Annotated in this window: 12 protein-coding genes; 4 read left to right on the forward strand and 8 right to left on the reverse strand. The window is 66.7% G+C overall.

Going from position 1 to position 15,084, the window contains the following annotated elements; all coding sequences use genetic code 11:
* Positions 1-34: 34 nt before the first annotated feature.
* From EV191_RS08750 to EV191_RS08765, 4 genes are all read right to left on the reverse strand, one after another.
* The gene (locus EV191_RS08750; RefSeq protein ID WP_132876418.1) at positions 35-1,219 is read right to left on the reverse strand and encodes a M20 metallopeptidase family protein; all 1,185 of its coding nucleotides are present in this window, start codon (positions 1,217-1,219) and stop codon (positions 35-37) included.
* Positions 1,197-2,432, reverse strand: a complete 1,236-nt coding sequence (locus tag EV191_RS08755; protein ID WP_243658839.1) for an amidohydrolase family protein — start codon at positions 2,430-2,432, stop codon at positions 1,197-1,199. The genes EV191_RS08750 and EV191_RS08755 overlap by 23 nt, the downstream gene beginning before the upstream one ends.
* Positions 2,422-3,723 (reverse strand): type I glutamate--ammonia ligase, encoded by a 1,302-nt coding sequence (locus EV191_RS08760; RefSeq protein ID WP_132876419.1) that lies wholly within the window; start codon positions 3,721-3,723, stop codon positions 2,422-2,424. The genes EV191_RS08755 and EV191_RS08760 overlap by 11 nt, the downstream gene beginning before the upstream one ends.
* A gap of 87 nt (positions 3,724-3,810) precedes the next feature.
* Complete coding sequence (locus EV191_RS08765) at positions 3,811-5,073, reverse strand: MFS transporter (protein ID WP_132876420.1); 1,263 nt, start codon at positions 5,071-5,073, stop codon at positions 3,811-3,813.
* 231 nt (positions 5,074-5,304) lie between these two features.
* Here EV191_RS08765 and EV191_RS08770 point away from each other — a divergent pair, with 231 nt between their 5' ends.
* The 4 genes from EV191_RS08770 (at position 5,305) to EV191_RS08785 (ending at position 10,610) form a co-directional block, all read left to right on the forward strand.
* Positions 5,305-6,576: a cytochrome P450 gene (locus tag EV191_RS08770; protein ID WP_132876421.1), complete on the forward strand. Its 1,272-nt coding sequence runs from the start codon at positions 5,305-5,307 to the stop codon at positions 6,574-6,576.
* Positions 6,577-6,652: 76 nt separating this feature from the next.
* The gene (locus EV191_RS08775) at positions 6,653-7,285 is read left to right on the forward strand and encodes a class I SAM-dependent methyltransferase (protein ID WP_132876422.1); all 633 of its coding nucleotides are present in this window, start codon (positions 6,653-6,655) and stop codon (positions 7,283-7,285) included.
* A 146-nt stretch (positions 7,286-7,431) separates the two neighbouring features.
* Complete coding sequence (locus tag EV191_RS08780; protein WP_132876423.1) at positions 7,432-9,960, forward strand: ATP-dependent Clp protease ATP-binding subunit; 2,529 nt, start codon at positions 7,432-7,434, stop codon at positions 9,958-9,960.
* Between the two features lie 80 nt (positions 9,961-10,040).
* On the forward strand, positions 10,041-10,610 hold the full coding sequence (locus EV191_RS08785) for a dihydrofolate reductase family protein (protein ID WP_132876424.1): 570 nt from the start codon (positions 10,041-10,043) through the stop codon (positions 10,608-10,610).
* 6 nt (positions 10,611-10,616) lie between these two features.
* Here EV191_RS08785 and EV191_RS08790 read toward each other — a convergent pair whose 3' ends face one another.
* The 4 genes from EV191_RS08790 to EV191_RS08805 are packed head-to-tail and all read right to left on the reverse strand — an operon-like array spanning position 10,617 to position 14,978.
* Positions 10,617-12,197: an ATP-dependent acyl-CoA ligase gene (locus EV191_RS08790; protein WP_132876425.1), complete on the reverse strand. Its 1,581-nt coding sequence runs from the start codon at positions 12,195-12,197 to the stop codon at positions 10,617-10,619.
* Positions 12,194-12,526: a zinc ribbon domain-containing protein gene (locus tag EV191_RS08795; RefSeq protein ID WP_132876426.1), complete on the reverse strand. Its 333-nt coding sequence runs from the start codon at positions 12,524-12,526 to the stop codon at positions 12,194-12,196. Before EV191_RS08795 ends, EV191_RS08790 begins: the two co-directional genes overlap by 4 nt.
* On the reverse strand, positions 12,523-13,662 hold the full coding sequence (locus EV191_RS08800) for a thiolase family protein (protein WP_132876427.1): 1,140 nt from the start codon (positions 13,660-13,662) through the stop codon (positions 12,523-12,525). Before EV191_RS08800 ends, EV191_RS08795 begins: the two co-directional genes overlap by 4 nt.
* Positions 13,659-14,978 carry an MFS transporter gene (locus EV191_RS08805; RefSeq protein ID WP_132876428.1) on the reverse strand — a complete coding sequence of 440 codons (1,320 nt, stop codon included), beginning with the start codon at positions 14,976-14,978 and terminating at the stop codon, positions 13,659-13,661. Before EV191_RS08805 ends, EV191_RS08800 begins: the two co-directional genes overlap by 4 nt.
* Positions 14,979-15,084: the final 106 nt, after the last annotated feature.

Raw genomic sequence — 15,084 nt, forward strand, 5'->3', positions numbered from 1 at the left:
TACCTGGCACGGCGGCATACGCTGGGCATGGTGACTAGCCGTCCATGCCCAGCGTGCTGGCCGCGCCAAGGTAGCCGGCGAGCATCGCCCGCGCCACCTGCCTGATGTGTTCGTCGTCCGGCGCGAAGGTGGCGGAATGCAGGCGTTCGCTGCCGCCGTGCGTGCCGACGAACATCATCAGGGACGGGTAGCACGCGGAGAAGTACGCGAAATCGTCCGAGCCCGCCGAACGCAGTACCTCGTCGACCGTGATGTCCTGCGCGCGAAGATAACGTGCGGTGCCTTCGGTGATCCGCGGATCGTTGTGCAGCACCGGTTCGCCGCCGTGCACGGCGAGCTCGCCGGCGCATCCGTGTGCTTCCGCGACTCGCTCGACAAGTTCGGCGAGTTCGGCGTGCAGCTGCTGGCGCGCCGTTTCGTTCATCGCCCTGATCGTGCCCCGCGCGGTGGCGATATCCGGCGTGACGTTCGGTGCCGCGCCAGCGTCCAATGTCGTCACGCTGAGCACGGCCGTGGCCATCGGGTCCATCCGGCGGCTCACCAGGCTCTGCGCGGCGACCACGACCTGTGTGAGGCCGAGGACGGGGTCCCTGGTCAGCTGCGGATAAGCCGCATGCCCTCCGCTACCGCGAACGGTGATGGTGAACTCGTCACACGAGGCGTTCACCGCACCAGGCACGCAGGCCACCGTGCCGTCCGGGAGTAGCGGCTGCACGTGCGCGCCGATCGTGGCGCGGACTTGATGTTCGGTGAGGACACCGGATTCGGCGATATCGCGCGCGCCCGAAGGGTAGGTCTCCTCCCTCGGCTGCAGGATGCCAACCAGCGGGACCGGCACGTCGACCGCGTGCGCCGCCCGGCAGAGCGCGACCAGCGCGGCCAGGTGCACATCGTGTCCACAGGCGTGCATGACGCCAGGCCGGGTGGACGCCCACGGCAATTCGGTGCGCTCGGTGACCGCGAGGCCATCCAGTTCGGCCCTCACCGCGACCGATCGTCCTGGCCCACCGATTCGCAGTACCGCGCCGGTATCGGCGACACTCGTGCGCGCGAGCTCGGCGGGTAGCGCGTCAAGCACGCGATCCCTGGTTCGCGCTTCCGCGCCAGAGAGCTCGGGCAAACGGTGTAGTTCGTGCCGGAGTTCAATGGCTCCCGGTAGCTCCCGGTCAATCTGTTCGCTGAGGGCAGCGAGCAGGTCACGCACCCGTGCTTCTCCCATGCTTAGTTGGAACATTCTCTGGTTCCGCTGACTCCGATGTCGACGGGTTCGAGGTGGTGGTGCTTGGCAGGCGGTAAACCCGAGTGGCGTTCTCCGCGCCGATCATCCGTACGACCCGGCAGGCATCCGCGGTTGACCAGTCACCATCGGCCACCCAGTCGCCGATCGCGCGCAGCATGCCGCGTCGCCACAGCAGGGCGCCGAGGTGGTGCAGTTCTGGCGGGCCCCATGCGTCCGAAGAGAACAGGACCTTGGCGAACGGCGCGAGTTCAAGGGATTCGGCGATGATCGCGTCGGAGCGAGCGCCGGTGTAGTTCACGCCGAGGCCCACATCGAAGAAGACATGCGGGTAGGCCTGCGCGAGGTAGCCGGCTGAGCGGTGAAACGGATAACAGTGCAGTAGCAGCACATCCACGCCGGTTGGCTCGACGAGTTCCAGCCAACCAGTAAGCAGCAGCGGATCGCACCGGTCAAGGCGTAGATCGGGATCGCCGTAGCCGCTGTGCAGCTGAAGCGGCAGGCCGCGGTCGATTCCGGACCACAGCAGGAATCGCAGCAGCACCGGGTCGACAACCGGCGCCGCGCCACTGGTTTCCACCTCGCGTAGCCAGTTTCCGGCCGCCCGGACGACCTCGGACTCGCTGGGGCGAGTTGGGTCGAAGTCGAAGCCGTAGCGGTAGGCGACGATACTCTTCAGGCCAACCGCGTCGGCGCTGAGCTCGGCGAGCAGCTCAGGGAACCGGTGGGGAAACTCGGCTGCGCTGACCCCTGCACCAGCCAGTTGCTCGGCAACGGTCTCCAGCCGTACCACCTCGTGTGCCGGTACCCCGCTGGCTTCCGCCATTTCCGTGACGCCGAGGATCTCGTCACCACGAAACCCGGTTTCCACCAGGTACCGGCCTATCCCGCTGGCGGTGAGTAGCCGCCGGTTGACCTCCCGCGTGCCGAGCTCCGTCCGACGGTCCATATAGTCCTCTGCCGAGGCATGCGGCGACAGATCGAGAACTGGCGCGCACCACCGGCGAACCGCGAAACCCAGCTGCGAGTCGAACTGGGTCATCCAGCCGGGCACCGGCCGGTCCGATTCGGTGAGCAGGTTCTCCAACCCCGCCCGGTCAACATCCGCGCGAAGCGCGCCGTGCACGTGGTGATCGACAAGTGGCAGCTGATTGATCGTCTCGGCGAGCGCGGTCATGTCATTCTCAGTAGGCATCGGCGACCCTACGGACTCGTTCGGTATCGGCAAGGCCAGCGAGATGATCCATCTCGTGTCGCTTCACGGCCAGCTGGCTGGCGAGTAGTCGAGGATCGAACCAGGACCGCACGGTGTCATCGGCTTCCAGGTCGGCAAGCGCTTCGGGAAGTGATCCGGGCAGCGTGGGCGTGTTCGCCAGGTCCTGCTCGGTTGCCTCCTCCGGCCATACAACGGGTTCCGGGTAGTCGGCGCCGCCGGCAAGACCGGCGAGTCCGGCGCGGAGCACGACGGCGAGCGTCAACCACGGGTTTGCCGTCGCATCGGCCGCGCGGAACTCCAGATTGAACTGCCGGGCCGGGTCGGTGTCCACAACCGTACTTGTTGGACAGATCCGCAGCAGAGCTTCGCGGTTGTGCTCGGCGAGAAACGCGCCGCGCACGCTCCAGCGATGTGGACGTAGGCGCAGGAAGGAGACCGGGCTGGGCGCGGTCCACGCGGTCAGCGCTCGGGCGTGCCGGAGGATCCCCGCGCTGAACCGTAGCCCCAGCGTGGACAGCCGGCCAGGCTTGGCCGGGTCGAACAGCACTGGCTCACCGGTCTTGTCGGTGAGGCTGAAATGCAGGTGTACACCACTTCCGGTGCCGTCCGGGTGCTGCAGCGGGGCGAACGATGCGGACATGGACCTGCGTAGCGCGAGGTCGCGCACGAGTTCCCGGAGGTACACCGCGCGGTCTGCCGCACGTAGCCCCTCCGTGGGGCAAAGCGTGACCTCGAACTGATCCTCGCCGTACTCGGGTAGCCAGGTTTCCGGGTCGAGTCCGCTGGCGGTGAGTGTCTCGAGTAGATCCTCGCCGAACCGCGCGGCATCGCGGTGCCTGCGTAGCGAGAACGGCGCGCTGCTCGGCAGTCCACGAAGGACGAACTCGTGCTCGAAGCTGGCGCGTACCCGCAGGCCCGCCTCATCCGCGAGTTTGTCCAGTGTCTCGCGCAGGAAGCCGCGCGGGCAGCAGGGCCAGGCAGTTCCGTCCGGGTGTGTCAGATCGGTCAGGTACATGCGAAGGCCCGGATGGTCGCCGTCGGCTGGCAATTCGAGGCCGGTCTCCCGATCCGGCAACATGCGTAGATCGCCGATCGAACCGAACACGTCACCGGAGGTGATATCGCCAAAGGCGGTCAGCCCGAGGTTCGCCGGCACCCAGCCGACACCGCCGCGCAGCACCGCGTCGTGATTAGCGGACGGTACCGAGCGGCCACGAACCTGGCTGGCCAGATCGCAGGTAGCAAGGAAGACATCGGAAGCAGTGCGCATGAGTAGCTGTCTCCACGGGACGGGGGCGTGCAGGTAACGTACTAGAAGTTTCAGCGGTTGGCCATATATGCACGGAAGAAACATTTATTACACATGCTGGGCTGCCCGTTCATCTGGCTGGCGCCACGCGAGTACCGCGTAGCCGGCAAGGCCGAGCATGAGTACCGCGGTACCGAAGTTGAGCCAGCCGTACGAGGCCTGCGCCACGATCACCCCGGCGAGGGCGCCGCCGACCGCCGCGCTCGCGTTCATCCCGACATCGGAAAGACCCTGCGCGCTGGCCCGATTGGCGGTGGGCACCGATTCGGATAGCAGCGCCGAGCCCGCGACCAGGCCGCCCGACCAGCCCAGCCCAAGCAGGAAGAGCCCTATTCCGAGCAGCCAGGCCTGGTCCGCGGCGGCCAGCCCGCTCACCGCCGCGGCCAGCGCGGTGACAACCGCGGCGGCAACGATCACGGTGAGCCGCCCGAAGCGGTCGGCCAACCAGCCGATCACTGGCGAAAAGCCATACATGCCAAGAATATGCACGCTGATCACCAGCCCGATCACCGACAGTGAAACGTCCACATGGTCCATATGCACCGGAGTCATCACCATCACCGAGACCATGGCCAGATGTACGGCGGCGATCGTCAGCATGCCGAGCAGCGCGCGTGGCCGCGCGCGTAGCACCGGCAGCGTCGCGCGTAGCCCGACGGTGGGCTGGGTGCCCTCGGTGGCGGCTCGCGCCGTTCGCTCGGCGAGCCGTAGTGGGTCGGGGCGCAGCAACACGGCGAGCACCGCCGCGGCGCAACCGAATCCGACGAACGAGACCAGGAATGGCCCGGTCAGCGGCGGCAAGTCGAACAACGTGCCGAGGCGGCCGGCGGGTTCGGCCAGATTGGGGCCGAGTACCGAGCCGATCGTGGTCGCCCACACCACGGTGGCCAGCGAGCGCGCGGTGCGTTCCGGCGCGGCCAGATCGGTTGCCGCATAGCGTGCTTGCAGGCCGGCGGCGGTCGCGGAGCCAAACAACAACAACCCGAAAAGCAGCAGTGGCAGCGAATCGAACGCCGAGCCGGCGACCACGACGGCGGCACCGATCGCTCCCGTCGACATGCCACTGACCAGTGCGAATCGCCGGCCATTGCGGCGGGTCAGCCAGGCGATCGGCACCGCGACCAGTCCCGCGCCGAGCACTGAGCAGGTTTGTGCCAGCCCGGCAACCGATTCGGTTCCGCCGATCTGCGCGGCGATCAACCCGCCTACGGCGACACCGACGGCCACCCCGAGGCCGCCAAGTACCTGAGCGGCGGAAAGCACGGCCACCGTACGGCGTTGCACCGCTCGTTGGTCGACGGATTCAGTCATCGGGCTCCCTTGGCTCTCCTGCGCGTTACTGGCCTTTCCGGTACCAACCGGTGCTGGGGTTGCGCGGTCCCGGGTTTCGGGCGTGCTCGATCAGTTTGGCCCGCTCAGCCGCCGGTAGCGAGAGCGGCCAGGCACAACGCTGGTAAGGTGACCCTCGACAGGGAGTTGATCAGGGGGTCGGGTGCGGACTAGCGATTCTGGCCCGAGTGCTTACAGCTGAATGCATGGCCAATGAAGACAATTCGTAAGCGTCTCGGCGCGTGGGTTGGGCGACGATATCTGGCGAGAGCCCAGAAAAAGGGCCTCGATCTGTCCCAGATGTCGTTCTTGCCGGATTCCGCGTTATTACCGTTGAAGCGGGACGGACTGGACCCGATCCCGGAACTCGGGCAGCGGCGCGCCGAAGAACCGGTAAGCAAGTTGCCGCTACCGTTCGGTCTGAACGTGTGGCTCGTCACCGGCTACGCCGAGGCGAAGACCGTCCTCAGTAAGGCGGACGCGTTCAGCAACGACTTCTCACATCTGCTTGGTGCCGGTTTCAGCGAGGAACAGAATCCCGGCGGACTGGGTTTCAGTGATCCGCCGACGCACACCCGGCTGCGGAAACTGCTGACGCCGGAATTCACCATGCGCAGGCTGAAGCGGCTCGCGCCGCGTATTGAGTCCATTGTAGAAGGTCAACTGGACGAGATCGCCCGTGCTGACGGTCCGGTGGATCTCGTGGAGAGCTTCGCCCTGCCGATCCCTTCGCTGACCATCTGCGAGCTACTCGGCGTGCCGTACGCGGACCGCGCGGAGTTCCAGCGACTCAGCACTGCCCGGTTCGACCTGTTCGGCGGCGCGGGCGCCTCGCTTGGCGCCATTTCCGAATCGCTGAGTTACCTGAGTGAGATCGTCAAGAAGCAGCGTGCGGAACCCGGTGATGACCTGCTCGGCATGCTGATCAAGGAGCACGGCGACGAGATCGATGACACCGAGCTCGCCGGTCTCGCGGACGGGTTGCTCACCGGCGGTTTGGAGACCACCGCGAGCATGCTCGCGCTCGGCACGATTATCTTGCTACGGGATCGGGAATGCTTCCAACTGGTGCACGATGACGATGCCGCGATCGGTCCGTTCGTCGAGGAGCTGCTTCGCTACCTGACCGTGGTCCAGGTCGCCTTCCCGCGATTCGCCACCGAGGACATCGAGATCGGTGACAAGCGGATCGAGTCCGGCGACGTCGTGCTGGTCTCGCTCAGCAGTGTCAACCGGGACGACACTCTCGGCACCGAGATGGAACAGTTTGCCGGTACGCGCAAGCCATCCGCGCATATGGCTTTCGGTTACGGTATCCATCGCTGCGTCGGTGCCGAACTCGGTCGGATGGAGTTGCGCGCCGCGTATCCCGCGCTGGTACGTCGGTTCCCGCGGATGCGGTTGGCCGTCGATCCGGCTGAGCTCACCTTCCGGACGGCTTCCGCCGTGTACGGAGTGGAACGTTTGCCCGTTTTGCCACATTAGTCGTTGCGCCCAGAAGGTCGGTTCCCGTGCTCGCCGAGCGCGGAGAATCAGCGCCGGATGATGGCACCATATGCCGATGAGTGCTCCACATCGCGCGCGGCGCTGGCATCGCTACTGGGACAAGAAATCCGGCTCCTACGACGCGGAAATGCGCCGCTGGGATCAGCGGCTGTTCGGCGACTCCCGCAGCTGGGCATGCTCGCGCGCCAGTGGCGCGACGCTCGAGGTTGCCGTTGGCTCCGGTCTGAACCTTCCGGAGTATCCCGCTTCGGTTCGGCTCACTGGAATTGATCTGAGCGAGCGCATGTTGGACCTGGCACGAGCCCGAGCCGCCGAACTCGACCGGCAGGTGGAGCTACGACAGGCAAACGCGCATCAGCTGCCGTTCGGGGATGCGGAGTTCGACACCGTGGTGTGCACGTTCGGGTTGTGCGCCATACCCGACCCGCATCAGGCGGTGCGGGAAATGATCAGAGTGCTGCGTTCGGGCGGTGCCCTGGTGCTGGTGGACCACGTGCGGAGTACTTCGGCGTTGTTCCGGACGGGCCAGTGGTTGCTGGAACGGATCACCGTCCCGCTCGGCGGGGAGCATTTTCTGCGCCGCCCGCGCGAACTGGTCGAGGCGCACGGCCTGCGGATCGAGGAGGCGGACCGGTTCAAGCGCGGCATCGTGGAGCGACTCATCGCCCGCCAGGCACCAGTCGGCTGACCCGAGTCGGGGTGACCTGGCTGACACATCCATCCGTCAGGAATTAGCGGCCGGCTCTCGCACGTTAGTTGATAGCGAAAGGCTCAACTATGCGATGGACGTGCTGGTGAACCAACCAAGAACGTCCTCGCCGCGAGGAGGTAAGGATGGCCACGTTCTTCGGTCCTGCCGGGTTCGAGTCCGGCTCTTTCGATGAGTTCCTCGCGCGCTTCTTCGGTGCCGGCGGGGGTGCCTCGGATTCCCGCCGCCGGATTGACCTCACCGAGCTGATGACCGAGCCCACGCAACGGTTGCTGGGCGCGGCGGCACGGTACGCGGGGGCGCGTGGGCAGACCGAGATTGACCCGCTGCACCTACTGCACGCGATCGCCGAACAGGAGCCGACCAGGGAACTGATCGGCCACACGGGGGCGGATCCGGACAAGCTGGCCGGGGCGGTCGAGCGCGAGCTGCCCCCGGTCGCCGAACGACCGGCCGAGGCAAGTCAACCCACCTTGGCCGCGGCCACCAAGCGAGTCCTGCTGGACGCCCATCAGGCCGCGCGAGCCCTCGGATCGATGTACATCGCGCCCGAGCATGTGCTGCTCGCCCTCGCTGCCAACCAGTCCACCAGGGCGGGCAATCTGCTGGACGGCGCAGGGGTCAGTCCACGGGCGCTGCAGAGTCCGCAGGAGCAGGGTGCCAGCGCGGGAACCGGGGCAAGCGGTACCCCGACGCTGGACAAGTACGGCCAGGACCTGACGAAACGCGCCGCCGACGGCGAGCTCGACCCGGTGGTCGGGCGTGCCGAGGAGATCGAGCAGACGATCGAGGTACTTTCCCGGCGTACCAAGAACAACCCGGTGCTGGTCGGTGACGCGGGCGTTGGCAAGACCGCGATCGTCGAAGGCATCGCCGCGCGGATCGTCGCTGGTGAGGTGCCAGACACGCTCGCGAACAAGCGGCTCGTGCAGCTGGACCTGTCCGGCATGCTCGCCGGAACCCGCTACCGGGGTGATTTCGAGGAGCGGATGACCAAGGTCATCGAAGAGATCAGCGCGCACAGCGCCGAGGTGATCGTGTTCATCGACGAGTTGCACACCGTGGTGAACGCGGGTGGCGCGGAAGGTTCCGTGGACGCGGGCAATATGCTCAAACCCCGGCTGGCGCGCGGCGACCTGCACGTCATCGGCGCGACAACGCTCGGCGAGTACCGCAAACACGTGGAAGCCGACCCGGCGCTGGAACGCCGGTTCCAGCCCGTGCAGGTACCCGAGCCAAGCGTGCCGGACACCGTCGCGGTACTGCGCGGCCTGCGGGAGCGCTACGCCGAGCACCACAAGGTGCACTACACCGACGAGGCGATCACCGCCGCCGCCGAACTCGCGGACCGCTACATCGCGGACCGGTTCCTGCCGGACAAGGCGATTGACCTGATCGACCAGGCTGGCGCCCGGCGGCGGCTCCGGCTGCCCAGCGCCGACCCGGAAATCGGCCGCCTGCGTAAACGGCTGGAGTCCTTGGCAGCGGAGAAGGATCAGGCAGTCGCACAGGAGCGTTTCGAGGATGCCTCGCGGTCGCGCGATGAGATCAACGCGCTGCGCGACCAACTGAGCGAGCGTGGTGTCGCGCCCGATTCCGGCGCGGATGTCGAAACACCCGAGGTCACCGCGCGGGATATCGCCGAGGTGGTGTCCCGTCGCACCGGGGTCCCGGTCAGCCAGCTCACCGAGTCGGAGAAGGTTCGGCTGCGCAAGCTCGAAGACGAGCTGCACCAGCGGGTGATCGGCCAGGACACCGCGGTCCACGCGGTGGCGAGGGCCGTGCGCCGGTCCCGCAGCGGAATGGGCGATGAGCGCCGGCCGGTTGGTAGCTTCCTGTTCCTCGGCCCGACCGGGGTCGGTAAGACCGAGCTCGCCAAGGCGCTCGCGGAGACGCTGTTCGGCGACGAGGAGCGGATGGTGCGTCTGGATATGAGCGAGTTCGGCGAGCGACACACGGCGAGCCGGCTCGTCGGTGCCCCGCCCGGCTACGTCGGCTACGGCGAGGCAGGCGAGTTGACCGAAGCAGTGCGTCGGCGGCCGTACACCGTGGTGCTGCTCGATGAGGTCGAGAAGGCGCATCCGGATGTGTTCAACACGCTGTTGCAGGTGCTCGAGGACGGTCGGCTGACGGATGGCCAAGGCCGCACCGTGGACTTCAGCAACGCCGTGCTGATCATGACCAGCAATATCGGTTCCGAACTGATTTCCAGCAAGTCCGGTCCGATCGGGTTCAACTCGGCACAGCGCGCGGACGATGAGCGCTCGCTGCGCGAGCGGTTGATGCCACGGCTGCGGGAGTCCTTCCGGCCCGAGTTCCTGAACCGGATCGACGAGATCGTCACCTTCCGCCGGCTGGCGGCCGATGAGCTACACACGATCACCGATCTGCTGCTCGCCGATACCCGCAAACGGTTGTCCGCGCAGCGGATCGAGGTGGAGTTCGACGCCAGCGCGGTGGACTGGCTCGCCGAGCACGGTCATCAGCCGGAGTTCGGCGCGCGCCCGTTGCGGCGCACGATTCAACGCCAGGTCGACGATCACATCGCCGATCTGCTGCTGGATGGTGAGCTGTCCGAGGGTGCCGCCCTGCGGATCGGCGTGGCCGAGGATGCGCTGACCTTCGAGGTCCGGCAGCAGACTGCCGCGGCGTGAATCGAGCCGGCGGCGGCCGATGACTTTCGGGTGGTGGGTTCGTCAGTACTGGGGCAAGCCCACTACCCGAAAGGAGCGCGATGCGCACGGTCAGCTACACGTTCTCGGTTTCCCTCGACGGGTACATCGAGGACGGGAACGGCGGCATCTCGTGGACCACGCCCGATCCGGAAGTGCACGAGTTCTTCAACGAGATGGGTCGGGGCATCGATGTGTCCCTGTACGGTCGCCGGCTCTACGAGAGCATGTCCGGTTTCTGGCCGACCGTGGACGACAGCTCCGCCGAGTCCACCGAAGAAGCCGACTACGCGAAGATCTGGGCTGCCACCCCTAAGATCGTCTTCTCCACGACGTTGACCAAAGTGGACCACAACTCGCGGCTGGTGCGAGAGAACCCGGAAGCCGAGGTGCGGGCGCTCAAGGCGCAGCAGGGCAAGGAGATCGAGGTCGGTGGCGCCGGGCTGGCGGCCAGCCTGATGCGTGCTGATCTGATCGACGAGTACCGCATGATGCTGTTCCCGGTGGTGCTCGGTTCGGGTAAGCCGTACTTCACCGAACTGAACGCGTCCTTGCCACTCGAACTGGTGGAGACGCGGACATTCGGTTCGGGCGCGGTGTACTTGTGTTACCGGCGTATCCGCGAGGCGTGAGTGTGATTACGGTTGGGCCATGCGGTCCCAGGTCTCTGCGCGTACCCCGGTTTTCCGCAGTTCCGCTTTGCGGACCTTCCCGTTCGCGGTGAGCGGGAGAGCGTCGACCAGATCGATGAATCGCGGTATGGCGAAGTAGGCGAGCCGATCCACGCAGTGCTCGGCCAGGTCGGCGGCGGTTGTCTTGCCCAGTTCGGGTTTCACCACAACCGCCGCCATAACCTCGTCCTCGGCAAGCTCGGACGGCACCGCGAAAACCGCGACCTGGTCGACCGCCGGATGCGTACCGAGCACCTGTTCCACCTCGAACGAGGAGATGTTCTCGCCGCGCCGGCGGATCGCGTCCTTGATGCGATCGAGAAACCGGAACCAGCCGTCGCTTTCGCGCACCACGCGATCGCCGGTGTGAAACCACAGATCGCGCCAGGCTTGCACCGTCTGCTCGGCGGCGTGGTGATAGCCGGTGGCGAAGGCGAACGGGTCGTCGGCGCGCAGCACCAGCTCGCCCGCCGTGCCGTCCGGCACGGGAAGATCCAGCTCGTCGACGACTCGTGCCTGGAAACCAGGCAGCACCTTGCCGAGGTATCCAGGGCGTTGTTCGCCAGGTCGGGCGCCGATCACCATATTCGTCTCGGTGGAGCCGAAACCGTCCACGAGCGTGATCCCGAACCGGTCCTGAAACGGCAGGAACAGGCTACTTGGACTGGCCGGCGCGAGCGCTCGACGTACCCGGTGCGCTCGGTCGTTCGCGCCGGGCGGCTTGCTGTACAGGATGTTCACCATGGCGCCGAGTAGATAGGTCACCGTGGCCTCGCTGGTACGCAGGTCGGTCCAGAACGCCGAAGCGGAGAACCGTCCACCGAGGACATACCTGGCGCCGGAAACAAGCGCTTGCGCGAAGCAGTTCAATGCGTTCGTGTGATAGAGCGGGAGCACGGTGTAGAGCACGTCCCGCTCGGTGATCTCCAGTGTTTCGCAGACATTGATTCCCCACCAGTAGAATTGCGCGTGCGGACAACACACTCCTTTGGAGACGCCGGTGGTCCCCGAGGTGTACAGGATCGCCATCGTGTCGCCCGGTCGCACCTCAGCCGGCGCGATCGGTTGTGTCCGTGGCGGCAGGAGCTCCACCGTGCGCCCAGCAACCGCTTGCCGCGGTGTTCTTTCGGTCACCCACACCCTTTCCACCGTGTCCGGCAGCTCGAACGCGTCCAACCGGTCAAGGAGCTCCGGCTCGAGAATCAGCACCCGGCAGCCGGAGTCGGCGAGCGCGTGCCGCAGTCCCGCGCCGCGCAGGGCCACGTTCAGCGGTACCGCCGTCGCGCCCAGCCAGGCGCAGCCGAGGATGAGGTCGAGTAGTTCAACGCGGTTGGTGCAGAGCATCGCGATATGGTCGCCGTGCCGCAGGCCTTCGGCGCGCAACATGCCAGCGGTCCCGGCCACCGCGTCGCGCATCTCGCGAAAGTCGCGCCGCAGCTCACCGATCCGCAGCAGTTCCCGTCCGCCGTAGCGGTCGGCCTGCGCCTCAAGCAGTGCGGGCACCGTGCATTCGGCAAGCGGCAGATCGCGCAAGGGCAGCTCGGTCATGCGGGTTCGTCCTGTTCCGGTACCGGCACATAGCCGTACCTCGCCGGGCTGTGCGGGCCAGGCTGGGCGGTGCCTAGTTCGACCTCGTGTCCGTTGTGCACATCGGGGTAGTTGAGGCGAGCGATGACGATCGGGCCCAGCTCCGTGCGGATCGAGGCGAGTACCGCATCCGCTGGCTGGCCAAGGTGGGTGTACTCAACGACGTCGCCGTACCGTGCCCTGACCAGCCGGCCTCGTTCGGTGCCGCACCGTGGACAGAGCTCCCGGGGTGGAAATCGTGTCCGGCCACATTGCACGCATTGCCACATTGGTAGTCCCTGCTGACTCATCGGCCCTCCAGCACGGCCAGATTGGCGCAGGCGCCGTGCCGGTAGAGCACCATGCCGTACCCGGTTACCGCCGCGATCCTGGCTGGTACGGAGCGCTCGCCCGCTTCGCCGCGCAACTGGATGGCCGCCTCCACCAGCCCATGCATTCCGCCGGCCGCGCCCGCTTGCCCCGCGGACAGTTGCCCACCCGTGGTGTTTATCGGGAGGCGGTGTTGACGAAGATCCTCGTACAGGAACCGGCGCAGGTTCTCCGGCGCGACCAGCCCGAGCTCGGTGAGCTGGATCGCGACCATCACCGGGTAGTCGTCGTAGACGCAGACCAGATCCAGGTCGGCGGGGCCAACTCCGGCCCACCGCCAGACTTCCGGCGCGACCTCGCCCAGCCCAGTGCGCAGGCCGGTGGACTCCTGCCCATCGGCGTTCACGATCCCACCGATCGCGCGCACGACAGCGACCCCGCGCCCCGCCGCGCGGTCAGCCGCGGTGACAACCAGCGCGTCCGCGCCCGTTACCGGTGGCACGCAGTCGTAGCGATGCAGTGGATCGGCCACCAGGGGAGCGTCCAGATAGTCCGCAATGGACAGTGGTGTGCGATAAACCGCGCCCGGGTTGTGTCGTGCCCAGTCGCGCTGTGCGAGGACGATCTGACCGTAGTCCTGGCGATCAAGGCCGAACTCGGCCATATGTCGTTTGGTGAGCATCGCGAACAGCGGGTTCGGGCCAGCGGCCGGCAGTGGAGTGAGATGGTCGCGGGTCGCGATGTTGTACTCCGCGACCAGTTCGGCGAAGGCGGATCCGGCCATTCGATCACCGGCGATCAACAGGATGGTGCGCGCATCCCCGGCCTGCACCGCGCGTACCGCGTGCTGGAGCAGGTTTACCCCACTTGCGCCGCCATTGGTGTCCTCCATGATCCAGTTCAGCCGCAGTCCCATGCGCCAGGCCAGATCGACCGCATGATCCGGGCGGAGCGTGAAGCTGGCTACACCGAGCCCGTCGACATCGGCGAGCGTGATACCGGCATCCGCGACCGCCCGGCGCGCGGCGTCCACGAGCACCGTTTCGGTGCTCGCCGCCCGTGGTGGATGCCGGGTGTACGGACTTTCCGCCGCACCGGTGATCGCGACCTCGCTCATGTGCCGGGCACCGTGGTAGCGGGTGCCGGTTCGGTATCGACCGGACGGGTCTCCTTGGCGGCCAGTACCGCAACGACCGTGATGACGCCGAGGCCAACCAGATAGAGGGCGATCGGCCAGGACGCCCCGGCCCAGGCGAGGAGCGCGGTGGCGATGATGGGGGACATGCCGCCGGCGAATACCGAAGCCAGCTCGTGGCCGAGCGACACCCCGCTGTAGCGAACCTTGCTGCCGAACAGCTCGGCGAAAAAGCTTGGCTGCGCGCCGATCATGGCGCCATGACAGCCCGCGATCGCGACCACCATGGCCAGCCAGACCAGTAGCGGCGTTGTCGTGTCCAGCAGCCAGAAGAACGGGAAGGCGAAGGCGATCAGCCCGAGCGCGCCGCCGAGGTAGACCGGTCTTCTGCCGACCCGGTCGGATAGTGCGCCGAAGCCGACCATGGTCGCCCCCTCGATCGCCGAGGCGATGACCACACCCAGCAGTACGGTGTTGCGATCCATCCCGATCTGAGCGCCATAGGCCAGCGCGAATACCAGAAACACGTAGGATGCGCCGTTCTCGGCAACCCGTGCGCCCATGGTGACCAGCACCGACCTCGGATGTGCCCGGATCGCTTCCACCACTGGGCGTCGGCTGCGCTGCTCGCTGCCGCGCAGCTTCTGGAACTCGGGCGTCTCGTCCAGTTTGGCCCGGATGAGCAGACCGACTCCGGCAAGGACGATGCTCACCACGAAGGGGATTCGCCAGCCCCAGGACAGAAACGCGGACTCGGGCAGGGTGTTCACCACGGCGAAGGCGGCAGCGGAGAGTACGAAGCCGAGGACGACGCCGGTCTGGCTCCATGCCGAGAAGAAACCGCGCCGGCGGGCTGGCGCGTGCTCGCTGATCAGTAGTACGCCACCACCCCATTCGCCGCCTACCGCGATGCCCTGGACGATCCGCAGTAGCGTGAGTAGCAGCGGAGCCCAGATGCCGATCGCCTGGTAGGTCGGCAGTAGCCCGATCAGGCAGGTTGCCACGCCCATCATGGTCAGCGTGATGACCAGCATTTTCTTTCGGCCGAGGCGATCGCCGAAGTGTCCGAACACGATCCCGCCGAAGGGGCGCGCGGCGAAACCAACCGCGAACGTGCCGAAGGAAGCCAGCGTGCCGGCGAGCGGATCGAAGGCGGGGAAGAACAGCTGGTTGAACACGAGTGCGGCGGCCGTGCCGTACAGGAAGAAGTCGTACCACTCGAGGGCGTTTCCGACGACGCTGGCTACGACGACTCGGCGGATTCCGTGCGATGGCTGGTGTTGCTGGTCGGGACGCATGACTGGCCCTACCTCTCCGGCAGTGGATGCCAACCGCGCGGTAGGCGGCTGGTTCCGTGCTGGGCAGCGATTGTGCTGGGCTCGTTGGTTTGTTCCAATACCAACG

Origin of the sequence: Tamaricihabitans halophyticus (genome assembly GCF_004340875.1) — a bacterium.
Taxonomy (GTDB): Bacteria; Actinomycetota; Actinomycetes; order Mycobacteriales; family Pseudonocardiaceae; genus Tamaricihabitans; species Tamaricihabitans halophyticus.

Coding starts and splice junctions, on each gene's coding strand:
- EV191_RS08750 (WP_132876418.1), bottom strand. CDS start 1,219: ATGGGAGAAGCACGGGTGCGTGACCTGCTCGCTGCCCTCAGCGAACAG.
- EV191_RS08755 (WP_243658839.1), bottom strand. CDS start 2,432: ATGCCTACTGAGAATGACATGACCGCGCTCGCCGAGACGATCAATCAG.
- EV191_RS08760 (WP_132876419.1), bottom strand. CDS start 3,723: ATGCGCACTGCTTCCGATGTCTTCCTTGCTACCTGCGATCTGGCCAGC.
- EV191_RS08765 (WP_132876420.1), bottom strand. CDS start 5,073: ATGACTGAATCCGTCGACCAACGAGCGGTGCAACGCCGTACGGTGGCC.
- EV191_RS08770 (WP_132876421.1), top strand. CDS start 5,305: ATGAAGACAATTCGTAAGCGTCTCGGCGCGTGGGTTGGGCGACGATAT.
- EV191_RS08775 (WP_132876422.1), top strand. CDS start 6,653: ATGAGTGCTCCACATCGCGCGCGGCGCTGGCATCGCTACTGGGACAAG.
- EV191_RS08780 (WP_132876423.1), top strand. CDS start 7,432: ATGGCCACGTTCTTCGGTCCTGCCGGGTTCGAGTCCGGCTCTTTCGAT.
- EV191_RS08785 (WP_132876424.1), top strand. CDS start 10,041: ATGCGCACGGTCAGCTACACGTTCTCGGTTTCCCTCGACGGGTACATC.
- EV191_RS08790 (WP_132876425.1), bottom strand. CDS start 12,197: ATGACCGAGCTGCCCTTGCGCGATCTGCCGCTTGCCGAATGCACGGTG.
- EV191_RS08795 (WP_132876426.1), bottom strand. CDS start 12,526: ATGAGTCAGCAGGGACTACCAATGTGGCAATGCGTGCAATGTGGCCGG.
- EV191_RS08800 (WP_132876427.1), bottom strand. CDS start 13,662: ATGAGCGAGGTCGCGATCACCGGTGCGGCGGAAAGTCCGTACACCCGG.
- EV191_RS08805 (WP_132876428.1), bottom strand. CDS start 14,978: ATGCGTCCCGACCAGCAACACCAGCCATCGCACGGAATCCGCCGAGTC.